Origin of the sequence: Pseudarthrobacter sp. SSS035, from assembly GCF_023273875.1 — a bacterium.
In the GTDB taxonomy this organism is placed as follows: domain Bacteria; phylum Actinomycetota; class Actinomycetes; order Actinomycetales; family Micrococcaceae; genus Arthrobacter.
Genome location: NZ_CP096882.1, coordinates 1,880,018 through 1,905,208, shown reverse-complemented (window position 1 = coordinate 1,905,208; position 25,191 = coordinate 1,880,018). Strand labels below are relative to the sequence as shown.

Genomic DNA, 25,191 nt, shown 5'->3' with positions numbered 1-25,191 from the left:
CTGCCGGACGTTGGACTTCATTCCTGGCCCCCGCCTCAGTTCATGCCGCCCATCTGCTGGTGCAACAGGACGAAAACGTCTTCGCGTTGCCGTTCCAGCAGCTGCCCGTTGAATTCCCGGCGCGCATCCCGGACAGGCCGGTCATCCCGGACAGGCTTCCGCAGGAAGAACAGTGCATTCTTGATTCGTTTGATCATGGTGGTCACCTCCTTTCGGCGTGTAATTGGGCATGACAAATAAAGCCATTTAATGTCGGAGCAATAACGGCATAATTAGGCAGGGAAATGCCCGGTGGTTATGAATTGTTCGCGAATGCGAAGAAGGACCCTGTTGCAGCGGCAGTGCAGACCCCAACAAAGAAGCTTGAGTTCCGAACTATGGGGATGCTGCGGCGCCGCGCGGACCAGCCCTGAAGCTACGCCGACGGGAGACTTCCAGCAGGCGTCGCCTGAGGCGAGCCACTAGCGCGAGCCATCCGAGAAGGAGGTGGCCTGGATATCCCACATTGCAAGTGACGCCGCCGCGGGGCGGGATCAGTTGCAGGAAGGTTAGGAGGCAGACACTCCGTTAAGACGGCGCGCAAAAGCAGCAGAGGCCGGGTTCGCGGTGATGGTCATCTTCCATCCGCTAGTCAAAGTAATCATTTTCCCAACCTCCTTTTCCGTTATGCCGCTGTCTCGGCTGACTAGCCGGACAACGCGCGCCGCGACCCCGGCAAAGACGCTCTGGGGTCAGGAATAAAATTACCCTACGAATAGAGCAATACGCCACTTAATTCGCAAAGTTTTTCAAGAAAGTTTATGAATGCGCCGTTAGAGTCCCCAGCGGACAATGGCCGGGGTCCGCTTATCCCAGCCGAGTGTGCAGACTTTCGCGGTTCCCAGGATGAAATGGCGGCCTTCGGCGGGCGGCAGTTCCAGCCAGCGCGCGGTGAGGATCCGGGAGAAGTGCCCGTGCGCCACGATCAGCACGTTGTCCAGCCCGGATTCCAGCACGCGGGCCACAATTTTATCGGCGCGGGCAGCCACTTCGTCCAGGGATTCGCCGTTGGGCACACCATGGGTCCAGATCAGGTAGTCCGGGTTGTCCTTGCGGATCAGGTCCGAGCTGATGCCCTCATAGTCGCCGTAGTTCCATTCCACGGCCAGCGGTTCGTGCTGCGCGTCAGGGTAACCTGCCAGTTCGGCTGTGCGCCGGGCGCGGCGCAGCGGGGACGTGAGCACGAGGTCGAAGTCCACCTGGTCCAGCACCTTGCGGGCCTCCACGGCCTGCTGCTCGCCTTCCACGGTCAGGGGCAGGTCGGTGAGCCCGGTGTATTGCCCGCTCTTGGACCACTCGGTCTCACCGTGGCGCAGGATCCAGAGCTGAGGGCGGGGCGCGGTCATCGGGTTGGTCATTTGGACTCCTCGTTCGGGGAAGGTTCGACGGCGGCGGGAGGTTCTTCTGTTTCCGGAACCGGGGGTGCCGCCTCGGGCTGCTCCGCCCACCAGGCGAGCAGCCTCGTTTCGGCGTCGTCCGGTTGCAGCGGTCCGTGTTCCATCCGTTCCTCGAGCAGGTACTTGTAGGCACGGCCCACCACGGGTCCGGGTTTGAGGTTCAGAAGGGCCATGATTTTGGCGCCGTCCAGGTCGGGACGGACCGCGTCCAGGGACTCCTGCTCGCGCAGTACGGCGATCCGGTCTTCCAGGTCGTCGTAGGCGAAGGCGAGCCGTTCAGCCTTCCGCTGGTTCCGGGTGGTGACGTCCGAGCGGGTCAGCCGGTGCAGCCGTTCCAGGAGCGGGCCGGCGTCCGTGACGTAGCGGCGGACGGCGGAGTCGCTCCAGCCGGCATCGCCGTAGCCGTAGAACCGCATGTGCAGCTCCACCAGCCGGGCCACGGCCTTGATGGTGTCGTTGTCGAACCGCAGGGTTTTCATCCGCTTGGCGGTGAGCTTGGACCCCACCATGTCGTGGTGTCGGAAGCTGACCGCGCCGCCCGGTTCGAAACGCCGCGTAGCCGGCTTGCCGACGTCGTGCATCAGCGCTGCGAACCGCAGCACAAAATCGGGAGCCGGCACGGCGCCATCGGCATCCGTTTCCAGGGCGGCGGCCTGTTCCAGGACCTGAAGGGAGTGCTGGTAGACGTCCTTGTGGCGGTGGTGCTCGTCGGATTCCAGCCGGAGCGCGGACACCTCAGGCAGCACAAACTCGGCGAGGCCGGTGTCCACCAGCAGGTCCACACCGACCCGGGGGTTCGCACCGCAGATGAGCTTGACCAACTCATCACGGACCCGTTCAGCCGAGATGATGTTGATCCGCTCGGCCATCTGGGTCATGGCCAGCCGCACGTCGTCGTGCACGGAAATACCCAGCTGCGATGCGAACCGGGCAGCGCGCATCATGCGGAGGGGGTCATCGGAGAAGGAGGCCTCGGGTGAACCGGGCGTCGCCAGGACAGAGGCGCTGAGGTCCCGGACGCCGCCGAACGGATCAATAAGTTCAAGGGAGGGCAGTCGCAGCGCCATGGCGTTGATGGTGAAGTCGCGGCGCAGGAGATCGTCGGTGAGTGACGTGCCGAATGCCACTACGGGTTTGCGCGACTCCGGATCGTAAGCTTCGGCGCGGTAAGTGGTGATCTCGATCTGGAAGCCGGCTTTCCGCATGCCGATCGTCCCGAACGCGCGGCCGATCTCCCAGAAGTTGTCCGCCCATTTCTTGATCAGGGCAACTGTCTGGTCCGGGCTGGCGTCGGTGGTGAAGTCCAGGTCCGGCGAGGTGCGTCCCAGGAAAAGATCCCGTACCGGACCGCCCACCAGGGAGAGCTCGTGGCCGGCGTCGACAAAGCGCTGCCCGAGCTCCAGGACCACCGGGTCCACCTGGAAATCGACGGTGTTGGAATCAATCTTGTGATGTGCGTGCGCCATAGTTACTTAAGCTTGTCAGAAACCAGCGGCTTGGCAGGCCAAAATCTCCTCAAGATCGCGCCTATTCGCCTACAGCCCCTCAAAGTGCGTCATACGCAGTCCACTTTGATGTCATGTTCAGGTCATCATGATCGGACAAGAGTCGTTAGAGTGGACTCCATGGCCCATCCCGTACCGAGCGCTCCCGGCAGGAGGACAAACGCACCGTTGCCGTCGGCAATTGGTGCCCACGTCGCGCCTGTCTTGCACTCGGCCCCGGCCTCGCTGCCTACGGTGGAGGAAATTTCCGCCGGCGGCGTTGTGGTGGACACGTCCGACGGCGAACTAAGGGTTGCGATCATCGCCCGCCTTAACAGGGGCGGACGGCTGGAGTGGTGCCTGCCCAAGGGCCATCCTGAAGGCAAAGAAGACAACGAGCAGGCAGCAGTCCGCGAAATTGCTGAGGAAACCGGCATCGAGGGCGACATCCTGGCGCCGCTGGGCAGCATCGACTACTGGTTCACTGTCAGCGGGCACCGCGTGCACAAGACCGTGCACCACTATCTGCTGCGCGCCACCGGCGGCGAACTCACCATCGAAAACGATCCGGACCACGAAGCTGTGGACGTCGCATGGGTCCCCATCAAGGAACTCGCACGGAAGCTCTCGTTCCCCAATGAGCGGCGCATCGCGGATCTGGCCCGGGACGTCCTGCCCGAACACCTCTAAGGCTGTCGCCGCCGGAGCCGCGTGTATGCCTGTACGGGCATATAGCCTGTCCGTTGCGGTACAAACAGCGTCCGGGTGAGACTATGAACTCGATGTCAGCTACCAATCCCCCCTCCGATAAGGCAGGCCGCGCCGCCCCGAGCGAAACCGCGAGTGAAACCCGGTCCAGCGCCATCATGGCTGCCGGCACCCTGGTGTCGCGGTTCCTGGGCTTCGGCAAGACCTGGATGCTGGGAGCTGCCCTGGGGCTGAGCTCCACTGTCAACGACACCTTCATTAACGCCAACAACCTGCCCAACCTGATCTTCCTGCTAGTGGCCGGTGGTGTGTTCAATGCCGTGCTGGTTCCGCAGATCATCAAGGCCAGCAAGGCACCGGACAGGGGAGCGGACTACATCAGCCGGCTGCTGACCCTGGCCGTCCTCCTGCTTCTGGGGCTCACCGCCCTTGTGACCCTCGGGGCGCCCCTGATCATCGACCTGACCACGCAGGGGTACTCACCGCCGCAGAAGGCGTTGGCCATTGCGTTCGCGTTCTGGTGCCTGCCGCAGATTTTCTTCTACGGCCTCTATGCACTTCTGACGCAGGTGCTGAACGCCAACGGCGCGTTCGGGCCGGCCATGTGGGCGCCCATCCTGAACAACCTGGTGGCCATTGGCGGCCTGGGCATGTTCATCGTGATCTACGGTGCCAACGAGATCAACCCGCACACCCTGGACAACTGGGGTCCCTCGCAGACGCTCTTTGTGGCGGGCTTCTCCACAATCGGCGTGGTGGCCCAGACGGCCATCCTGCTCATTCCGGTCTTCCGGCTGAAACTGGGCCTCCGTCCCCGGTTCGGCTGGCGCGGCGTGGGACTGGGGCAGGCAGCGAAGCTGAGCGTCTGGACGCTGCTGACGGCTGCCGTCGGGCAGCTTGCCTTCCTCTATGTCATGCGCATCGCCACAATTCCCGGTGCCGAACGCCTCCGCCTGGCGCAGGCGGGCGATCCTGCTGCGGACTTCCTACCTGGCAACGCCGTGCTGGAAGTGGCCAGCCAGCTTTATCTGCTGCCGCACTCCATCATTGCCCTGTCCCTGGCGACGGTCCTGTTCAACCGGATGACCCGTGCCTCGCAGGACGGCAACAAGGCGGAGCTGCGTGACGCCCTGTCCCATGGGCTCCGGACCATGGCCGTGGCCACGGTCTTCGGTGCCCTGGCCCTGTTTGCCCTGGCAGGGCCGCTGGGCATGTTTTTCTCGGGCGGTGATAAGCAGGACGGCGTGATGCTGGCCCAGACGCTCACAATACTCGCGCTCAGCACACCGTTTATGAGTGCCAACTTCATGATGTCCCGGGTGTTCTATGCCAACGAGGACGCCCGGACTCCGTTCTACATCCAGCTGTTGCTGGCTGTGGTCTATGTGGTTGGCGCGTTCGCCATCCAGTTCCTGCCGGTGGGCCAGGTCATTTACGCCATTGCCCTCCTGTACATGGTGGGCAACATCCTCTCGGTGGTGATCAGTGCCTACTTCCTGCGCCGGCTCCTTGGACACCTCGACGGGCCGCGGATCGCCAATTCGTACATCCGGATGGGCTATGCGGCACTCGGATCCGCGATCGCCGGGGCCGGGGCCCTGTGGCTGATGGGGAGCTACAGCCCCGACGGTTTCGCCTGGTCAGACCGACTCGCCGCCCTGGTGACGGTCATCGTGGTGGGACCGATCATGTTGGTTGCCTATGTCTTCCTGCTCAAGATCTTCCACGTCGAGGAACTCCGCGACCTCATGCGCCCGCTGTTGGGACGGCTGGGACGGGGCACCGGACCGGCCGGCGGCGGGGGAACGCCGTCGTCGGCTGCGGGTGCCGACGTTTCCGGAACGGAACGTCCGACGCCGGAACGCGCCACGGTCGCGGTGGACACCGGCCTGATTCCCCGGATTTCAGGCGAATTCGACGCCGCCTCCTTCCGCGCAGGACCCGTACCGGAACGCCAGGCAGCGCCTACGGCGCCAGCTGACGGCGCACATGGGGAAACTGAAGCAGTGGCTAACGGGGGCACTGAAACCGCCGCGGGATACCTTCCCGCAGAGGATGTGCCCGGCACAGCGCGGGGCGGGCTGCTGCGCGACGAGATTCCCCTTCCCGGCCGGCGCACGTTCCAGGGCCAAGCCGGACAGAACCCCCATTTCAGGCCCCGCCGGCCTCGAAAAAAGTGATCTTCTCGCGGTTTTTGGTTGCCTGTCGACCACGGCGGCCATAGCCGATCGGCTAGGATCGACAGTGAACAGGGGTAGTTGCAGGCAAGCGCAGACCGGCTCGCCGGCTGGCTTTTGGCCGGTTTCTGACCGGCGGTGGCATCATCTACGCCGGCATTCCCGGACAGTCAAGGAGGAACACGTGTCCCACCCGATCGACGTTGGATCAGTACTCGGCGGCCGCTACAAGGTCACAGCCACGGTATTGACCTCACACGACCAGGATCTGGTGCTGGACGGGGTGGACCAGGTTCTCAACCGACCGGTCAGCATTCTGGTCGCCGGCCCGGACAACACCGAACAGGTGGCCCAGAGCGCCCGCGAGGTGGCTACCGGTGAGCGCCCGGGCAACGTCCAGGTCTTGGACCTTGGGGTCACTGAGGCCACCACGTACCTCATCACCAACCACACGTCCGCGGCAGACCTTTTGGACCTCGTGGTTGCCTCCGACGTGCCTTACGTCGAGCCGTTCTTCACGGATACCCTGGGCAGCGAAATTTTCGGCCAAGTGCGTTCACACGAACCGGAACCGTACGACGACGAAGAGAACGTCGACGCCGGATATATCAACTACTCGGACAACCACTCCAGCCAGGTTGACCCACGCCGGTCGGCCGCACCGGTTGCTCCGCCGCTTGTACCCCCGGTTGTTCCGGCCCGTCCGCCGCTCCGCCCGGCGGTCCGTCCGGCGTCGGGGCCTGTCAAGGCCGGAGCCGTTGGAGCAGGAGCCGCCGCTGCTGGCGCCACGGCCGCACATCAGCACGTCACTGCCCCGCAACCGGTGCAGGCTGCGGAAAACCGGCCAGTTTCCGGACCGGCCGAGCCCAGGGCAGGTGCGGGATCCGATTCGCCCAAGGTCTCCCTGTGGTCTGAGGACGACTATTCCAACGGCTCCCAGGACGCAGCCTACGACGAACCCGTGGTCTCCCGAGCGCCGGAACGCTCCGATCGCGCAGCGGGCGCCTTCCCGTCGCTTGCCCGGAAAGTGTCTCCGGCGGCCGCAGTACCGCCTTCCGGCGGGACGGATGACTTTTACGATGACGACGAGCCCGAGCGTGAGCCCCGCTCGATGCGCTGGCTGGTGGGCGGACTGCTTGCCGTGGTGCTGATTGCCGGGCTGGTCTTTGCGGTCACCAACCTGGGCAGTCTATTCAAAACGGGCCCTCAGGCCGCCCCATCCCCCACGTCGACGGGCTCCACCCAGCCAAACACCGGGTCGCCTTCATCCAACCCGAGCTCCGCAGCGCCGGCGGCACCGCCTGCCATTGACAGCATCACCCGCCAGGGGGATTTTGACTTCGCAGGCACGTACGACGTGGATCTTGTGAAGGCCTTTGACGGCAACGCAGCCAGCTACTGGTCAGACATGGAATTTGCCACCGAGGGCTGGGGCGGCCTCGCAGCCGATGGCGTGCCTTTGTTCGTCAAGCTGAAGAATCCGGCGAAGGTTTCATCCATCACCCTGACTCAGCTCGGAGCCTCGGGCGGCAATCTCAGTGTCTTCACCAATGACCGTCCGTCACTGGACGGAGCCAAACTAGTGGGGACCAACAGCTTCACGTCAACAGATCTGACCATGCCACTGGCCGAGCCGGTGGAGGCACAGTACGTGATCGTGTCCATCAAGACCCTTCCCAAGCTGGCTGCCCCGAAGACCCGCTATGGCTTTGGCATCCGCCTGGCGGAGATCAAGATCCAGTAGGACCACACCCGGGTCGTTCCCGTTGAGCCGCGGCTGTTCTGCCCGGAGCATTGCTCCGCAGTAACAGACGCGGCTCAGCTGTTTTCAGACGGTAATCTGGTAGGGCGTCCCGTTCAGGTGACGGGGTTAAGGCCGCTGATGGTTCCTCCGTTCGCGCGGCGCCCGGAATATTCACCACCTAGATTCAGTTGTGCCATGTGGCCGGCCGCAAAAAGCCGGCGCATCGACTAAGGAAGAGGTTCACCGTTCAGTGAGCAACGCAGAAAACACCGCGTCCGAAGTACGTGATGTCATCATCGTCGGCTCGGGCCCGGCCGGGTACACGGCCGCTGTCTACACGGCGCGCGCCAACCTGAAGCCTTTGCTTCTGGCCGGATCAGTTACCGCCGGCGGCGAACTGATGAACACCACCGACGTCGAAAACTACCCTGGCTTCCCCGAAGGGATCATGGGGCCGGACCTCATGGAGAACTTCGAGAAGCAGGCAGCCCGGTTCGGAACGGAAATCCAGTTCGAGGACGTCACAGCACTGGACCTCGACGGCGACATCAAGACTGTCACCATCGGTACCGGCGAGACCTTCCGTGCGCGGGCGATCATCCTGTCCACCGGATCCGCTTACCGTGAGATGGGCCTCCCGAACGAAAAGCGCCTCTCCGGTCACGGCGTCAGCTGGTGTGCAACCTGCGATGGTTTCTTTTTCAAGGACCAGGACATTGCGGTCATCGGCGGAGGAGACTCGGCCATGGAAGAAGCCCTCTTCCTGACCAAGTTCGCCAAGTCCGTCACCGTTGTGCACCGCCGCGACACACTCAAAGCTTCCAAGATCATGGCGGACCGTGCCCTGGCCCACGACAAGATTTCGTTCATCTGGAACAGTTCCGTTGACGACGTCATCGGAGCGGACAAAGTCACTGGGCTCAAGATCAAGAACCTGCAGGACGCCACCGTGTCCGACCTCGCCGTCACCGGCGTCTTCGTCGCCATCGGAAACGACCCCCGCACCGACCTGGTCAAGGACTCCCTGGAGATCACTGCGGTCGGTACCATCGCCGTCGAGGGCCGGAGTTCCAAGACCAGCATCCCTGGCGTCTTCGCCGCCGGCGATGTGGTTGATCCCACCTACCGTCAGGCCATCACGGCCTCCGGTTCCGGATGTGTAGCCGCGATCGACGTGGAACACTACCTCGCAGACGTTCACGCGTAACCTCGCGTACCCGCCGTTCGAAGAGAGAGACAAGGTTATGAGCAACGCTAAAGACGTAACAGATGCAAGTTTTGCTGCGGACGTACTGTCCGCCGACAAGCCGGTAATTGTGGACTTCTGGGCTGAATGGTGCGGCCCCTGCCGCAAGCTGGGACCCATCCTCGACGAGATCTCGGTGGAATACAGCGAGAAGGTTAATGTCGTCAAGCTCAACGTCGACGACAACCCCGCCATCGCCGCCGAGTACGGAATCACGTCCATCCCCGCCGTTTACCTCTTCCAGGACGGCCAGGTGAAGAGCACTGTCATCGGTGCAAGGCCGAAGCAGTTCTTCGAAAAGGAATTTGCCGACGTCCTGTCCTAATCAGGTAGGGGACTTCTGTCCCATATGACCAGGGACACCGGCCTGTGGCCACTGCTTCCATGAAGCGGTGGCCACGCGTCTTTAAGACCGAGCCCGTCGAAGCACAACCATATTGCATCAACCTTCATTTGTTTCTTAACTTCAGTGATTGCTCAGAGTCGCTCCTGGAGACCCAGTGCAGGGATGAGCGTGTTACCTATGAGGGCTAGCGGGCTGAAAATTCCAGTCAGACGTCTCCGCCGCCATCCTGGAGTTCGCCTTTCGGATTCGGATTCTTGTTTCACGTGAAACATTGGCGATCGAGATGCAGAGCGTCGTACTTCTGGTCTCGTTCGCGTGAGGAATCGGCGCACGACAATGTGGGACACTTCGCAGGACGTGCGGTCTTCGTTGCTTCGGCCCGCGAGCCGCGGTAAGAAGGCATAAGTTCGCCAACAGTAGACAAAGTGTTTCCAGATTCCAGCACGCTACGGGACTTCTATGGGCCCGACGCGAGCCCGAGTGCACTGTTTCACGTGAAACATTGGCGATCGAGAAACATGGAATCATACGAACATCGACGATTCGCCAAACCAAGCCGCGGACGGTGTGGCCACACTCGCCGGACGGACGAAATTTCTTCGGCGTCAGTGCACGCTGATCCCTGCATCCGAGTGCCCTTGTCGCACGACAATGCCGCAGCGATTCAGTTCGACATACTTGAATTCAGTTGAGTTCAGTTCGGCGCACGACGGTAAATCAATCAACCCAGGCTCCCACTTTCGCGACGGTCATACTCTGCGCTGATGCGAACCCCGCGCTATGTTTCATGTGAAACACTGCCGAAGCTTGTGTAAATCTGTTCCCTCTAGCTCCTACTGGCCTGCCCGACGGCACTTCGAGCCAGTCTTCAAGGATCGGGTTCACGCGATATAGCACGTAATGCGTCCCCTCCATTCGCTGAGAAGAATCTCTGCGGCTGACTCAGTCATTGGATCCAACTCTGAACAGCGCATGACAATTGGATTAGGTGGCCTAGTGGCCTTAGCGCCTCTTTTCACCTCGCGGGGGACAAGATGGAACCGGAGCATCGGACTACCGTAAGCACCTTGACCAGGCTCGCGTCCCAGTCTCGCTGGCCGTCCATGGTCTGAATCAAACGCCGATTCTCGCAGTTGGCGCCTAGAAGATCGGGATTCCAAGGGTTGGTCAGACTCAACGCCGGTGGTCGGGGGAGACGGCGTGCGTCGGGGGATGAGGCGCTGGTCGGAGGAAGCCAAGGGACGCCGGCGACGCCAGGTGACTGCTATAACGCTAGGATCCGAGCAATAGGAATAGATCCCCGACAGCAAATGGCTCTGACCCCTCGTAAATGACTGCAGGGTCAGAAATGCGCCCAAGCCTCATCGCCAACCGCAGCACGTCGTTTACCTGCCGCGACGGTATCCAGTTCAGTGGCAGCCTGACCAGTTGCCACAGTTCAGACTTGTCCACCGCATGTCGACGACACGGTAGCGGGCCGGGCACCCCGCGATTCAGCGACCCGGGAGCAGCCTCACACAGCGCTGGGAACCCTGCCAGCACCGACAAGTTGCCTGTGGATCAATTCGGGACCGTGGGCCGGGAGCCTCACAAAGCCCATCCGCCTATACCTCCAGCCTCGGATGGTAATTCGGGAACCGCAAGGGGGAGGCCCCGCGTGGCGCAGTCGGCCTGTGCTCGCCGCGATGGTGGGCCCATTCGGGCTCATCGTCCTATCCGTGCGAAGTGTCCATTAGAGCCGATAGCTGAAGAGGCAACAAATCCGGAGATTGTCCAAGCCCGATATTCCCCTTGGCCGCACACAACGACGACCTCGATAGACACCTGTTTCGGCCTCACACCCTGACAACGCCGTGCACGTCTCAACTGGGCCATACCAGGAGACGGGACATGCCGGGAGACCTCATGCGCCCCATGAGTGCGGGCCGACAACGACGCCACGAAGACACGGATCTTCTTCCAGGCCGGACTGTTTCACGTGAAACAGTCCGGCCACGGCAACGGTTCGTGGAGGGGCAAGACCTCGGGCGAACTGTTTCACGTGAAACGAACTGACCGAAAGCTCCGTCCAAGCCTTCCCTGAATGGGATGCTAAGGACGCCGGCTTCGCATGTGCCGGATGCTTTCATCTGAGGCCAACAGCCAGATGACCGCAACCCCACGTCAAGCTCGTTGTGCCGCGACCGGTCATACGTACACACCTGGATCATCCGTACGCAGCCCAGGCACACGAGGCATATTCTCCTCACCGCAGGTATTCTCTACACTGCCAGGCCCCCATACTTGCCACAGGGCCCTATGCACGCTTGCGTGACCATTAGGCCCTCGCCCAAGCCCTGGCTGTCTACTGCGCCGGTGGGGGATCGACAGCCTGACGCTGGACTGGAGGAAGGTGATCTCCGTGTATCTGCCCGTGGCCCAACTTGGACTCGTGGCTTTGCCGCCAGGCTCATCTCTGTTGGCAAGATCGCTACGGCTGCCGTCCAGTCAGCGAGGGACGGGACCAGAACACCCTTGCTCAGTCATCACCGAGGGACGGGACCAGAACACCCTTGCTCAGTCATCAGCGAAGGACGGGACCAGAGCTACCTGCTCGGTCATCAACATGTCAGTCCGCAGTGCAGCCCCCGACCGGAGCGACACGCCTCGGCATCTGCCGATATGATCCACGTCTGAGCAAGGCACTGGGCACCCAGCTGCGAACAGATCCTTAGGGCAGGTCATGAATCAACTGGCCAATGCCGGCTTTCCTGTTCGAACGGCGTCGCCCTAGGTGCCCGACCAACTCCACCCCAAGGACCCAGAGCAGGTGATGAATGTCAGCGGACGACGGAATCGTATCCATCCGAAGTGTGACTGTTCGGTTCGACTGGTGGGTTCCATCGCGTTGATGTCCACCGACTTGGAAGTTATCCCCAAATGTTATCCACACCGATATCCACAGGCTTATCCACCGGACTTCAAACCGCGGATGCGGTACCCCTAATGCCGGACTTTAGATCAGCCGACACCCTCAAGCCGGGCTTGCTCCCAGGACAACTACCACGGCCGAAGCGCATGCTCACGTCGGACTGGAAATATCGGCAGAAATCCAACTATTGAAGTCGCTTTCCGTCCCCAAAGAGAGTCTAGATCGGCCTTGGTAGTGTTTCACGTGAAACGTGACTGCAGGCGTTATCCAATATTCGTGCGGACCGCTCGTTGCAGGATCCGCTGGTGTGGGCCAAATCTCTTCGTGATGCCTGCCACCAAGCAATCTATCCACAAAGTTATCCACAGCGATATCCACCGCGATATCCACCGCGCAGTTCACACCTACGGGCCCAAGGCTGTCTTGGCTTCATCTGTTGTTGTGGCAAGTTTGCCGCACACGATGATGAAGAGTGGGCCGAGGAATCATAATCCTTCGGGCATTCTCTTTCCCTTAAACCAGACTCCTGCCCGCCTGGCTAGCTGATTCATCTGCGGCCGGGGCATGATCTGACGTGTTGCAATTGCGGTCGCTTCCCGCTTAGGTCCGGACCTACCGAAAATTCCCTTCTGTCTCAAACTGCCGCACAGCAAGACGATTCGGCTACCACCAATTCCTTCTCCTCCCGGACGCCCCAAGACCGAGCCTATTCTGTGCACCCTGGGGTCACGTCCCAGAGGGGCGAAGCCCAGTCGCGGAGCTGGTCCAGAGACCGCACTACGGCGAGCTACTGAGTGTCATGCTGGGACGTCTTGGAGTGTCGCAGTCCCTACCCAAGGGTGCTTCCGGATGAGGCAGTCGGCGAACCTATTGGCCACGCCAGGGGATCGAGGCGCCCTCCTGAGACTCCTTTGTATCAAGGAGCCCTCCTGTTACTCGCGTGTATCGAGGCACCCTGTAGATTCGATCCCGTCGACCTTCCCATCTCCGCAGAAGACTGTTTGACGAAAGGCCCCGGGGGCGAGGTCGTACATGCCTGCCTGCCTGCCTCAGCCGATGCTACCTATGCGCCGGCGCGCGGCCAGCAGCCCGAACCTAACCCGAACATTCTGAGGTGCCACAGCCTCGGGCATCAACACTGGCTGCCAGATCAAGAGTCCTCGGATGTGCCAAGAAGCTATCCGTTCAGGCTAGGTGCCCGGCGGATGGAACTCAGGCGTCAGGGTTGGGCCACCGCGGACGGGACAAGCTGGACTCATGCCATGGTTCTCCACTGGATACGAACCCTCCGGACGGCTTGCTAAGGTCCCCGAGCCCTCGGCGGGCATGCGCTGGGTTACCAGGATGTCGCCAGTCGAGGGCCGTCACTGCCGGCGGGGGATTGGGGCCGGCATCATCCTCGAGTCGGTAGAGGCCATCGTAGGCTCTAAACCGTCAACTCCAAGCTCCGTCAATTGTCTCTGTTTCCACGGCGATCGAGATGGGAGGGCGCCGGGGCTGCATGTTTACAATCCGAGTCGCAGCCCGCTTGCCGGCGGCGTAAGGGCGTCGGGTGTCGGGCCATGGGGAGATGCCGGGCACAGTGCGCTGCACTCGTCACGATGTTTCACGTGAAACCATGTGGAGGAGGGCGCAGGCCGCGCCTGCCCAGCAATCCCGTTACCCTCACGAAGCTTGATGGACTGCCTCTGTTGGAGTGTTTCTGGCCGGCTTTGGCTGCGTGAGTATTTGAAGCCCTGAGCGCCACCCATTCGTGCGGTTGAGCGCCGGGGATCGTGCCAGAGAGCGCCAGCAGTCGCGTGGCTTGGCGCCGCTGACGCTCTCTGTCACAGGATTAGGCGCTCACGAGTGCTGCGTGTTCGCGCATGTTGTAGTTGCCGGTCTCGACCCAGATCGTGTTGTGGATGATCCGGTCCATGATCGCGTCCGCATGGACGCCGGAGCCGAGCCGCTGGTGCCAGTCCTTCTGCAAATACTGAGTGCAGAACACTGTTGAGGTCTCGCCGTAGCGGCGCTCCATCAGTTCCAGCAGCATGCCTCGCATCGGTTCCGTGGGTCGATCCAGGAGCCACTCGTCGATGACCAGCAGCGTGAATGCCGCATACTTTCGCAGGAATTTACCGGAACCGCCGGGCCTGTCTTGCGCGGCGACCCATTCTTCCTCGAGGTCTGGCATACGGACGTAATGTGCGCGGATTCGGTGCTCGCAGGCGCGTTTGGCGACCGCGCATCCCAGATACGACTTCCCCGACCCAGTGAACCCCTGCAAGACGACGTTCTGCTGCCTGCCCACGAACGAGCAGGTGCCCAGCTGGGTCAGCAGCTGCCGGTCAAGACCGCGCTCGTCGAGAAGATCGATGCGACGCAAATCCGCGTTCGGATAACGCAGTCCTGCCCGCCGGATCAAGCCGGCCACCTTGGAATGCGTAAACGACGAATAGGCGTCATCGACGACCAGCCGGACACGATCCTCGAACGGCAAGCTGATACTCAGCCTCTCGTCTTGGGTATCGATGGCCTCCAGCAACTCGCCCGCGTTCATCTCGCGCAGCTTGCGTTTGGTCTCCGCATCCAGGCGGCTCATCGAGCCCCTCCGGCGTAGTAGGCGCCGCCCCGCACGTATCCGCCATCGTCTCCCTCCGGCTCATCAGGGACGATCCCGGTTTTGTCCTGCCCGGTATCCAGGATCGGCCGCAGGTGGGCGTAGCGGGGCGATCGTATCGACCCCCGCAGCGCGAGCTGGCTGGCCGCTTCCACCCGGGCCGGGGAGAACCGGCGGGACAGGCGCAGCACCGCCAGCGCGGGGTCGTAGCCGGCCTCCTCGACCCGCACGGACTCGAAGATCTTGCTGATCACCGTCACGGTTGCCGGGCCCATCCGCAACGCCCATTCATCGATCCGGGCCCGGTCCCACGCCTGCCAGCTGCGACCCTCCGGAAGGTCCGCCTCGTTCGTCTGATGCTGGTTCGCCGTCGTCGCTGGCAGCAGCAGGTGGCTGGTGAGGCGCTCATCGCTGCGATAGATCTCCAGCATGGTCTCCGTGACACGAAGATCAACATTCGAGCCGATGTGCGCGAACGGCACGGAGTAAAAGTTCTTCGCCCAGACCACGTGGCCGTTGCGCCCAACTTTGCGCCCATAGGTCCAGGTGCTGATCTCGAACGCCACCGCCGGCAGCGGTTGCAACACCGGCTTCTCCTCGGCGGTGAACACGCTCAGCCGGGAGCCCTCCCGCTTCTGGAACGGCTGCCTGTTATAGGCATCGATCTGCTCCCGAATCCGTCTCCGCAACTGCGCCAGGCTCGTGAACACCTCTTTCCTCAACCCGGCAATCACCCAGGTGGCGACGTGCGAGACAGTGTTTTCCACGCTCGCCTTGTCCTTCGGGTGCCTCACTCGGCCCGGTAGTACCGCCGCTGAATAATGCGCCGCCATCTCCCGATACGCGTCATTGAGCACGACCTCGCCCTCGCGCGGATGAGAGATCACCCCGGTCTTGAGATTGTCGGGCACGAGCCGCGGGACCGTGCCGCCGAAGAACGCGAACATCTCCGCATGCGCGCGCAGCCACGAATCCTGCCGCATATCCAGGCACGCCTCCACGAACGCATACCTGCTGAACGGCAGACACGCGACGAACAAATACACCTTCGAGACCTCTCCCGTTGCCGGATCGACCAGCTGCATCGTCGGCCCAGACCAGTCGACCTCGATGCTGCGGCCAGCCTTGTGGCCGACCCGGGACGAGGCGCCAGTGACCATCGCGTGATCGCCATAAAGCCTGCAGAACCGGTCATAACTCATCGACGCTTGCCCCGCCCGACCGGATGCGTCGACGTACTCCTGGTGCAGCAGCTTCAACGTCACCCCAACCCTGGCCAGCTCCCGGTGCACCTGGCCCCAATCCGGCTGCATAAACACGCTCTCGCGCACCCCGCGGCCGGGAAATAGCGCCAGATAAACCTCACCATCAGACAAATCAGCAACGTCATCCCAGCCGAGCCCTGCCCGATCAGCAGCCTCGATCACCGCCTGAACGCTGTGCCGAGACATGCCCTGAGCAGACGAGATAGCCCTGCCCGATAGGCCTTGATTGCGAAACTGCAAAACCAGTTTCGCCTTGATCTTCCGTACCATTGCCGGTAATCCTTCCGCCACGTGGCCCTCACGTGGTGGAAGGAGCCTTACAGATGGCGCTCACCCACACCGACACTGGCGCTCACCCACGCCAATCGGGATTCCGACCACGGCGCTCACCCGCACCACCTCTGGACCCCCTGAAGGCCAATATTCATGCGGGCGAAGCCACCCCGGATGCTGCAAAGCCGAATTCACTTAACCGCAGCCGCAGCCGCAGATCAGATGACGCGCTGGCGACATCATACGCCGAGAGCTTTAGACCATACCAACTTCATGTTTGTTCTCGATGGCGCCGCCGCCTAGATCCGGCACCTACCCTGTTGATGTTCCACGTGAAACATTACCGGGAGGCGCCTTCCCCTCTGAACCTGACGCTGCCGAAACCGGATGCTGCCGAACCAGCTTGAAGGTCAGAATACTATCTCATGACAGGTCCGGGGGAAACGTCCACCCTGGCGCATCCCCGTAGTCAATGAGCCAGCCGGAGGCTGAGGCCAACAGCTGCACGGGTGCGTACGCTGCACACCAGCTCTCTGGAAGTGAACGGGGCAAGAGCATCGAACACAGTAATCCCGCCGCTTGGCAGGTTGGGCGCCGCAACGACTGATTGGAAATTGTGCGAATCGACGCATTCTTCACTGCTTCGGAGCAACGGAACCCATCGGATGCCCAGCATCACGAGTCGCATCGCAGTGTCCAGCGATCCTTCGAATCCTCCACTCCTGCCTGATCGCCGTTCGAGAGTTCGCGGCTCCGCCATCTCCATCGCCCTCAGTGCCCACCTCCAGTGCGTCAGCAAACCCGAAACCACAGAATTCCACCGCTGCCGCGGGAACACAAGCAAAGATGCCAGACGCTGGGAGAGTCCAGTCTTTAGAGGAGTCCAAGGCAGCAGCAGTGCCAAACTCGCGTCCCACACCGGAACCATTTCATCGGGCCCAGAATGCTACGCCATGCGAACCGCGGGCTCGATCCCGGGGCGCGACACAACCACGATGGCCACGCCAGTATCAGCTCGGGAGTGCAAAGATGGCGTCGATACAGACGAAAGAAGGGCCTGTTTCACGTGAAACAGGCCCTTCTTTGAATAGAGAACGCTAGTTTTCAGATCCTGGCGCAAGAACTTCCATGATGCGATTCAGGTCTTCAACACTGGCGAATTCAATGCTGACACGTCCCTTGCGGACACCCAGGGAAATCTTGACATTAGTGTCCAAGCGGTCTGACAACGAGGATGCCAGATAGTCCAGGCGCTCATGGCGGGCTCCCGGACGAGGGATGTTGTTCTTGGCAGGCTTCGCAGGATCCTGATAGAGAGTGACGGCCTCTTCGGTTGCCCGAACAGACATGCCTTCAGCCACGATCTTCTGGGCGAGGCGTTCCATGGCTGCTGCATCCGGCAGGGCGAGCAGGGCGCGCGCGTGGCCAGCGGAAATAACGCTGGCCGCCACTCGACGCTGAACCAGGGGCGGAAGTTTGAGGAGACGCAGCGTGTTCGAAACCTGGGGACGCGATCGGCCAATGCGGTCCGCGAGCTGCTCGTGAGTGGTTCCGAAGTCTTCAAGCAGTTGCTGGTAGGCCGCTGCCTCTTCGAGCGGGTTCAACTGGCTGCGATGCAGGTTCTCCAGCAGTGCATCCCTGAGGAGGTCGTCATCAGTGGTGTCCCGGACGATGGCAGGGATGGTCGCCATCCCGGCCGCCTGCACTGCCCTCCAGCGACGCTCACCCATCACCAGCTCGTACGGTTCTCCACCTTCTTCGGTGGAAGTACGAACCACAATTGGCTGGAGGACGCCGATTTCGCGCACGGAGTGGATGAGCTCCGCCATGTCATCGTCATCGAAGACTGAGCGGGGCTGTTTACGGTTCGGATGGATGTCGGTGACCGGAATCTCGGCAAAACGCACGCCGGGGACTTCCACGAGGTCAACACCGTTATCCGGCGCACTGCTCTGGGACTCAGACACCTCGGACACAGACTCGCCAGCTGCGTCTTCAACTGGCCTGGGCGAGCCGTCCACCGTCGATGTAGCTGCACCGCCCTTTACAGGAGCTTTCGCAGGAGCCTTGGCGGGAGCTTTTGCGGCCGGCAGCGTCTCTGCTGCCTTGGCCGGCGGATTCGCGGGGGAGGCAGTTCTCGGCGCAGCTGCCTGCTTCGTTACGGATGCGCCGTTGGCCTGAGCCGGCGCAACCGACTCGGAAGCAACCGACTCGGAAGATGAAGCATCTGAAGCTGCCCCACCATTCCCTGAAGCGTCGTCAGGGGACGCGACTTTCTTACGGCCTTCAGGGAAGAAGAGATCCACAGGCCGCGACACAGCACCGCCGTTGCCCGACGCACTACCGGCGGAACTTGGAATGAGTGCGCCAAGACCGCGGCCTAGGCCACGTCGCTTTTCGCTCATGGATAAATCCCTCCGATGGAAGAGTCAGACCTTGCCGGACTCCGGTTGTTGCAGTTCTTGAAGATTCTAGCGTTCAGCGATTTCGGCTGCGGCTTCCAGGTAAGACAAGGCTCCACTGGAGGAAGGATCGTACGTCATGACGGTTTGCTGGTAGCTCGGAGCTTCTGAAATCCGGACGGAGCGGGGGACTACAGCACCCAGGACCTGCTCAGGGAAGTGGAGGCGAACTTCCGCTGCCACCTGGGCTGCAAGATTGGTCCGTCCGTCATACATCGTGAGGAGAATAGTGGAGACCACCAGATCCGCATTCAGGTGCTTCTGGATCATCTCAATGTTTTTGAGGAGCTGGCTGAGGCCTTCAAGTGCGTAGTACTCACACTGGATGGGGATAAGGACCTCACCGGCAGCACAGAAGGCATTAACCGTGAGCAACCCGAGGCTGGGCGGGCAGTCAATGAAGATGTAGTCGAGGCGTTCTTCGCCGTTCTTTGCCCGGGTCTTGGCATAGACATCGATCGCCCGGCGGAGCCGCTGTTCACGGGCAACAAGCGAAACAAGCTCAATCTCCGCGCCGGCCAGGTGAATGGTGGCAGGGGCGCAAATCAGGTTGCTGATGTCCGGGCAGGGGGCCACGACGTCGGCGAGAGGGAAATCGTTGATGAGGACGTCGTAGATGCTGTCCACATCGGCATGGTGCTCGACGCCGAGGGCGGTGGAGGCGTTGCCTTGGGGATCGATGTCAATGACCAGGACGTTCAGGCCGGCTGCGGCCAGGGCAGCAGCGATGTTCACGGTGGTGGTGGTCTTGCCCACGCCGCCCTTTTGGTTGGACACCGTGAAGACACGGGTCTTCTCCGGCTTGGGAAGTTTCCGGCCAACCAGCCGTTCGCGGCGCCTGGTCTCGTGGGCGAGTTCCCGGGCGATAGGGCTGGAATCGTCCATGGTGTCCATGACGTTGATCCTGCCACCCGTTGTTGTTTCACGTGAAACAGAGGCAAGAATTGCCATTTCCGCAACCGGATTAGGGTGACTTTCCCCTCGTCCGGGCGCGGAACCCATTCCCATGCCAGCAACTGATCGTGCTGACCCCAAAGACACAAACGGGGGTATCCGTTGTGTGGAGGCTTCGCTACTGGTCACTGGGACACACTCACTCTCGTTCGGCTTTTGCTGCCGTTGTCTAGCCTAACCGCTTCGCCCTGCAGACCAAGGCTACCGGGCCAGGACTAGGAGATCTTTCGGGACTTGTTAACGACGATCCGTACCACCGTGGTGGGTTCCTCCAGGAGGTTTTCACCGACAGTCACTACAGAGGTCTGGACGCCACCGAGTTTCCGGATGACCTTCGCTGCTTTTTCGATTTCCTCGCCTGCGCTGCGTCCCTTAATGGCCACAACTTCGCCCTTGCCGGCGAGCAAGGGGATGGTCAGGCCGGCGAGGTTGCTCAGCGCGGAAACAGCCCGGGCAGTCACAACATCAGCGTCCACCATGCCAACCGCAAGCTCCGCGCGGGTCCGCATCACCGTGACGTTTGTCAGGCCGAGATCGTCCACCACTTCCTGGAGCCAGATCACCCGGCGTTCCAGTGGCTCGATCAGTGTCAGCTGGAGGTCCGGACGCGCGATGGCGAGGCAAAGTCCGGGAAGTCCGGCTCCGCTTCCGACGTCGGCAACATGGCTGCCGTGCGCGATCTCGCTTTCGATAACGGCACAGTTAAGGACGTGCCGGCTCCACAACCGTGGGATCTCACGCGGCCCGATCAGCCCGCGTTCGGTTCCGGACGTGGCCAGGTGCTCCACGTAGCGTTTGGCCAGGTCCAGGCGATCACCGAAAATCTTCTCGGCCGCCAGCAATTCTGCTGCCGTGATGTCAACCATGATTAGCGGTTCAGCATTCTCTAGTCTGCGGATACTACGATGTGACGCCCGGCGCCTTCGCCCTCGGACTCGCTGACGAGTCCCAGGTCAGCGACGGCGTCATGAACGATTTTGCGTTCGTAGGCACTCATCGGCTCCAGTGCCACGGCTTTGCCGGACTCCTTGACCGAAGCTGCCGCGTCCTCGGCGATCTTCTGCAGGTGGACGCCGCGCTGCTGACGGTAGCCGTTGATGTCCAGGACCAGGCGTGAGCGGTTCTCCGTTGCGGAGAGAACAGAGAGCCGGGTCAGTTCCTGAAGGGCTTCGAGGACTTCGCCGTCTTCGCCTACGAGGCTGTCGAGACCATCAGTTTCTTCCTCGGCAACGATGGAAATGTATGTGCGGCCGTTCCGGACTTCAATGTCAATGTCGCCGTCGATGTCAGCGATATCAAGGAGTTCCTCCAGGTAATCGGCGGCAACGTCGCCTTCCTCTTCGAGGCGGCTGGCAGCGGATCCCTTGGGCGAAGCATCGGCGTCCGTTGACGCTTCGTCCTGATCGTCAATGACCTCGTCGGAAAGGGCGTGTTCGGTGCTTTCGGCTGACATTACTTTTTCTTCCTGTTCTTACGCTGGGGCTGGACGCGCTGTGCCTTGTGCTCGATGACCGCAGCTGCGGCAGCCGCCTCCGCTTCGGCGTCGGCCTTCTTCCCGCCCAGAATGGACAGGGCCGGCAGGCCCTTGGCAGCCCTGCGCTCGGCGAGGGCCTTGGCGGCGGGGGATCCCGGCGTCGGCATGCGGCGGATGACGAAGAACTGCTGTGCCATGGTCCAGAGGTTGGTGGTGGTCCAGTAGATCAGGACGCCGATGGGGAAGTTGATGCCACCCACACCGAAGACGACCGGCAGGATATACAGCATCATCTTCTGCTGGCGCATGAACGGGCTGGCCATGGCCTCTTCAGACATGTTCTTGGCCATGATCTGCTTCTGCGTGATGAACTGCGACGCTGTCATGGCCAGGATCATCACGATCGACAGGATCCACACGGCAACCGCATTGCCCTCAGGGTTATGCAGCAGCGTTGCAGACAGCGGCGCCCCGAAGATGGTGGAGTCGTCAAACTGCAACACCTGTTCGTGGCTCATCGCCCCCATGCCCTTGCCCTGGTCACGGGCCGTGCTGATGCCGGACAGAACCTGGAAGAGCGCGAAGAAGAACGGCATCTGGATCAGCATAGGCAAGCAGGCAGAGAACGGGTTGGTTCCGTGCTTCTTGTACATGGCCATCTGTTCCTGCGCCATTGCCTGGCGGGAGAGCTGGTCGGTCTTGCCCTTGTACTTGTCCTGGAGTTTCTTCAGGTCCGGCTGCAGCAGCTGCATGCCACGCTGCGCCTTGATCTGCTTGACGAATACGGGGATCAGGGCGGCACGGATCACCAGCACCAGCCCGATGATGGACAGCGTCCACGTCCAGCCTGAGGCCTCAGGCAGCCCGATGCTGCTCAGGCCTTCGTGGAAGCCCACCATGATGATGGAAACCAGCCACTTGAACGGAAACATGATTGTTTCAAAGAAGTCCATACGATATCCCTATTCGTCAGGCCGCAAGGCGGCCTTCTCCATCAGTCTGAGCAGCCAGGTACTTGTCCGGGTTGTTCAGCACAACAATTGTGGGGGTCCGGTGATCGGGCCAGTGGCGGTGGCCGGCGGGGACATGGTCCACACCGCCGGCATTCCACGGATGGCAGCGCGCAAGGCGACGGGCCGCAAGCCAGCTGCCCTTCACTGCCCCATGGACAGTGATCGCCTCAAGGGCGTACGCCGAGCAGGAAGGAAAGAAACGGCAGACCTGGCCATACAAGGGAGAAATCACCTTGCGGTAGGCCATCAGCAGCAGAATAAGAATGTTTCTGGGCAGGTTCCAGAGGAAGGTACCCACGGCGGCAGCACCAGGATGAAGGTAGTGGACGACGGCGGCAGTTACCTTACGCACGCTGTGTCCCTTCCTGTGTTGTACCGGTTGAACCGTTTACAGCAGCCCGCGGAAGGCGGCTGCCCAACCGGCTCATAGTTGATTCCAGTGCGGCGTTGTAGTCCGCCAGCAGTTGATCCCAGCTGGCGGCAGCGGACGCAGGCAACGCCCGGACCACTATGGCGAACCCGGTACCGTACTCGCGCAGCGAGGCAGCACCGGCTTCTCTCAGTCTCCTCTTAACGAGGTTCCTGACCACAGCGTTCCCGACACCTTTGGAAACGATGAACCCGATCCGGCTGGGTTCGTCGGCAGCAATAGCTGCCGCATATAACACTACGTTCCGGCGTCCATTGCGGACACCGGAACGTACAGTTGTTGAAAAATCGGTTGCAGTCCTCAAACGGTTACGGGTGGCCAGCACCTTAAACTCGCAAAGAAAAGTTGAACCGACGAGTCAGTTATCTAGGCCGACAGTTCGGTGCGGCCCTTGCCACGACGGGCTGCCAGGATGGCACGGCCGGCACGGGTACGCATACGAAGGCGGAAGCCGTGCTTCTTGGCTCGACGGCGGTTATTCGGCTGAAAAGTCCGCTTGCTCACGTTAGTTACTCCAGTGGATCAAAGGTGCGCCCACCCGATCAGTAAAGGGGAAGAACTGGCCGACGCTAAGTTTTGTGTATGCACGCCTCCCCCGGCTGCTCAAACGCGGTGCGTCAGAGAGATTCAGATGGGGCCAAAAAGCGTACACAAAGGACTTCACAACACTAGGGCAATCTGCCTCCGAGAGTCAAACCGGGGTACCCCTGGGGCCCTGTCCACGGCTGTGGTTAACCTGGCCCCACAGCCTGTGGATGAAGTGGCTCACAAGTGCTGTTTTCGAACCACAACCGTGTAATTATCCACAAGCTACTTCCCAGCTATCTTCTGGTCTTTTGATCCCCTAGAGTGGCTCAGTAGCCGATTATCCACGGACTGTGCATAACCCTGTGGATGAAGCTGAACCAGCATCCTGGTTCGGGACTTGGGGCTGCACGTAATGCAGGCACGCAAGTTTTGAGGAACTGATTGATGACAGTAGACGAAGCCAACCACGCCAATACTGTCGGAAGTTCCTGGCGTCGGGTTGTGAGCCTGCTCGAGCAGGACGACCGCGTTTCACCACGGCAGCGGGGCTTTGTCATTCTGGCGCAGGCCCAGGGCCTGATCGGATCCACCCTCCTGGTGGCCGTTCCCAACGAGCTGACCCGTGAAGTCCTTCAGACCCAGGTCAAGGACGCCCTGGATGACGCCCTGCATAACGTTTTCTCCGAGGACATCCGCTGCGCGATCGACGTGGACACCGATCTGGTGCCGCTCCACACGGAGCCGGAACCCGTCGTCGAACCTTCCTACTCGCCGGACCAGCTGATCGAACAGAAGCCGCAGCCGATGCTGCCGAGCACTTCCCACGAGTTCGGCCGGCTGAACCCCAAATACGTCTTCGATACGTTTGTGATCGGTTCGTCCAACCGCTTTGCCCATGCAGCTGCCGTGGCCGTAGCCGAAGCGCCCGCCAAGGCCTACAACCCGCTGTTCATCTACGGTGATTCCGGGCTGGGCAAGACCCACCTCCTGCACGCGATCGGCCACTATGCCCGCCGCCTGTACAGCGGAATCCGGGTCCGGTACGTGAACTCCGAAGAGTTCACCAACGACTTCATCAACTCCATCCGCGATGACGAAGGCGCCAGCTTCAAGACCACGTACCGCAACGTGGACGTGCTGCTGATCGATGACATCCAGTTCCTGGCCGGCAAGGACCGGACGCTGGAGGAGTTCTTCCACACGTTCAACTCCCTGCACAACAACAACAAACAGGTGGTCATCACCTCGGATCTGCCGCCCAAGCAGCTGGCAGGTTTTGAGGACCGGATGAAGTCCCGCTTCGAGTGGGGCCTCCTCACCGACATCCAGCCGCCCGAGCTTGAGACCCGCATCGCCATCCTGCGGAAGAAGGCCCTCAGCGAAGGCCTCTCCGCCCCGGACGATGCCCTGGAGTACATCGCTTCCAAGATCTCCAGCAATATCCGCGAACTCGAAGGCGCACTGATCCGGGTGACGGCATTCGCCAGCCTGAACCGCCAGCCGGTCGATGTTGCGTTGGCTGAGATGGTCCTGAAGGACCTCATCACGGACGACGGCGCCCAGGAAATCACGTCGAGCCAGATCCTGATCCAGACGGCGGAGTACTTCAAGCTCACCATGGAGGAACTCTGCAGCAAGTCCCGGACCCGCACGCTGGTGACCGCCCGGCAGATCGCCATGTACCTCTGCCGCGAGCTCACGGACATGTCCCTGCCGAAGATCGGCCAGGAACTCGGCGGCCGCGACCACACCACGGTGATCCACGCGGACCGCAAAATCCGTGAGCTGATGGCTGAGCGTCGTGTGATCTACAACCAGGTCACCGAACTCACCAACAGGATCAAGCAGCAGCAGCGCAACTCCTGAGCCGTCGCCTCTATACCTTATTAACAGGTGCATGTGGATAACCCTGTGGATACTTAAGGGGACAACCGAGCTTAATGGGCTTAAAACCCTTAAGCCGCCTGTGGATCAGCGAAAACCCAAAAATTGTTATCCCCATCCACAGCCTGTTTAAAACCTGCGTCACCCACAATCCATGAACAGGGCTTAACCGCTGGATCCTGCGGCCGGATCGAGTTATCCACAGTATCCACAGCAGTTATTAACACTACTAATCCCAAGAAATTGATTTCCCT

General features: G+C 61.4%; 19 protein-coding genes. 6 read left to right on the top strand and 13 right to left on the bottom strand.

Annotated features, from left to right (window positions below; translation table 11 throughout):
* Window positions 1-35: 35 nt before the first annotated feature.
* The 3 genes from MUN23_RS08750 to MUN23_RS08740 all read right to left on the bottom strand — a co-directional run bounded on the left by MUN23_RS08750 (window position 36) and on the right by MUN23_RS08740 (window position 2,902).
* Window positions 36-197 carry a hypothetical protein gene (locus MUN23_RS08750; RefSeq protein WP_167349827.1) on the bottom strand — a complete coding sequence of 54 codons (162 nt, stop codon included), beginning with the start codon at window positions 195-197 and terminating at the stop codon, window positions 36-38.
* 615 nt (window positions 198-812) lie between these two features.
* Complete coding sequence (locus tag MUN23_RS08745) at window positions 813-1,397, bottom strand: histidine phosphatase family protein (protein WP_248763441.1); 585 nt, start codon at window positions 1,395-1,397, stop codon at window positions 813-815.
* Window positions 1,394-2,902: a CCA tRNA nucleotidyltransferase gene (locus MUN23_RS08740; RefSeq protein WP_248763440.1), complete on the bottom strand. Its 1,509-nt coding sequence runs from the start codon at window positions 2,900-2,902 to the stop codon at window positions 1,394-1,396. Before MUN23_RS08740 ends, MUN23_RS08745 begins: the two co-directional genes overlap by 4 nt.
* A 207-nt stretch (window positions 2,903-3,109) precedes the next feature.
* Here MUN23_RS08740 and MUN23_RS08735 point away from each other — a divergent pair, with 207 nt between their 5' ends.
* The 5 genes from MUN23_RS08735 (at window position 3,110) to trxA (ending at window position 9,120) form a co-directional block, all read left to right on the top strand.
* The gene (locus MUN23_RS08735; RefSeq protein WP_058930646.1) at window positions 3,110-3,610 is read left to right on the top strand and encodes an NUDIX hydrolase; all 501 of its coding nucleotides are present in this window, start codon (window positions 3,110-3,112) and stop codon (window positions 3,608-3,610) included.
* Window positions 3,611-3,702: 92 nt separating this feature from the next.
* Window positions 3,703-5,808: a murein biosynthesis integral membrane protein MurJ gene (gene murJ / locus MUN23_RS08730; protein WP_248763439.1), complete on the top strand. Its 2,106-nt coding sequence runs from the start codon at window positions 3,703-3,705 to the stop codon at window positions 5,806-5,808.
* Window positions 5,809-5,989: 181 nt separating this feature from the next.
* Window positions 5,990-7,549, top strand: a complete 1,560-nt coding sequence (locus MUN23_RS08725) for an ABC transporter substrate-binding protein (protein ID WP_248763438.1) — start codon at window positions 5,990-5,992, stop codon at window positions 7,547-7,549.
* Window positions 7,550-7,799: 250 nt separating this feature from the next.
* Window positions 7,800-8,756 (top strand): thioredoxin-disulfide reductase, encoded by a 957-nt coding sequence (gene trxB / locus MUN23_RS08720; RefSeq protein ID WP_248763437.1) that lies wholly within the window; start codon window positions 7,800-7,802, stop codon window positions 8,754-8,756.
* Window positions 8,757-8,793: 37 nt separating this feature from the next.
* Window positions 8,794-9,120 (top strand): thioredoxin, encoded by a 327-nt coding sequence (gene trxA / locus MUN23_RS08715; RefSeq protein ID WP_058930642.1) that lies wholly within the window; start codon window positions 8,794-8,796, stop codon window positions 9,118-9,120.
* Between the two features lie 4,766 nt (window positions 9,121-13,886).
* Here the strand turns inward: trxA and MUN23_RS08710 are convergent.
* From MUN23_RS08710 to rpmH, 10 genes are all read right to left on the bottom strand, one after another.
* On the bottom strand, window positions 13,887-14,636 hold the full coding sequence (locus tag MUN23_RS08710; protein ID WP_248761053.1) for an ATP-binding protein: 750 nt from the start codon (window positions 14,634-14,636) through the stop codon (window positions 13,887-13,889).
* The gene (gene istA, locus MUN23_RS08705) at window positions 14,633-16,189 is read right to left on the bottom strand and encodes an IS21 family transposase (protein ID WP_248761051.1); all 1,557 of its coding nucleotides are present in this window, start codon (window positions 16,187-16,189) and stop codon (window positions 14,633-14,635) included. The genes MUN23_RS08710 and istA overlap by 4 nt, the downstream gene beginning before the upstream one ends.
* A gap of 1,100 nt (window positions 16,190-17,289) precedes the next feature.
* The gene (locus MUN23_RS08700; protein ID WP_248763436.1) at window positions 17,290-18,597 is read right to left on the bottom strand and encodes a ParB/RepB/Spo0J family partition protein; all 1,308 of its coding nucleotides are present in this window, start codon (window positions 18,595-18,597) and stop codon (window positions 17,290-17,292) included.
* A gap of 66 nt (window positions 18,598-18,663) precedes the next feature.
* The gene (locus MUN23_RS08695; RefSeq protein ID WP_305886584.1) at window positions 18,664-19,737 is read right to left on the bottom strand and encodes a ParA family protein; all 1,074 of its coding nucleotides are present in this window, start codon (window positions 19,735-19,737) and stop codon (window positions 18,664-18,666) included.
* Between the two features lie 86 nt (window positions 19,738-19,823).
* Window positions 19,824-20,474: a 16S rRNA (guanine(527)-N(7))-methyltransferase RsmG gene (gene rsmG / locus MUN23_RS08690; RefSeq protein ID WP_104060348.1), complete on the bottom strand. Its 651-nt coding sequence runs from the start codon at window positions 20,472-20,474 to the stop codon at window positions 19,824-19,826.
* Between the two features lie 20 nt (window positions 20,475-20,494).
* The gene (locus MUN23_RS08685) at window positions 20,495-21,061 is read right to left on the bottom strand and encodes a R3H domain-containing nucleic acid-binding protein (protein WP_248763434.1); all 567 of its coding nucleotides are present in this window, start codon (window positions 21,059-21,061) and stop codon (window positions 20,495-20,497) included.
* Complete coding sequence (gene yidC / locus MUN23_RS08680; RefSeq protein ID WP_248763433.1) at window positions 21,061-22,035, bottom strand: membrane protein insertase YidC; 975 nt, start codon at window positions 22,033-22,035, stop codon at window positions 21,061-21,063. Before yidC ends, MUN23_RS08685 begins: the two co-directional genes overlap by 1 nt.
* A gap of 16 nt (window positions 22,036-22,051) precedes the next feature.
* Window positions 22,052-22,447: a membrane protein insertion efficiency factor YidD gene (gene yidD / locus MUN23_RS08675; protein WP_248763432.1), complete on the bottom strand. Its 396-nt coding sequence runs from the start codon at window positions 22,445-22,447 to the stop codon at window positions 22,052-22,054.
* On the bottom strand, window positions 22,440-22,850 hold the full coding sequence (rnpA, locus tag MUN23_RS08670; protein ID WP_056342732.1) for a ribonuclease P protein component: 411 nt from the start codon (window positions 22,848-22,850) through the stop codon (window positions 22,440-22,442). Before rnpA ends, yidD begins: the two co-directional genes overlap by 8 nt.
* A gap of 41 nt (window positions 22,851-22,891) precedes the next feature.
* Complete coding sequence (rpmH, locus tag MUN23_RS08665; protein ID WP_003800212.1) at window positions 22,892-23,029, bottom strand: 50S ribosomal protein L34; 138 nt, start codon at window positions 23,027-23,029, stop codon at window positions 22,892-22,894.
* A gap of 468 nt (window positions 23,030-23,497) precedes the next feature.
* On the opposite strand from rpmH, the gene dnaA reads away from it, so the two are divergent.
* Entirely contained in the window at window positions 23,498-24,919 is a 1,422-nt protein-coding gene (gene dnaA, locus MUN23_RS08660; protein ID WP_056342735.1) for a chromosomal replication initiator protein DnaA, read from the top strand.
* Window positions 24,920-25,191 lie beyond the last annotated feature (272 nt).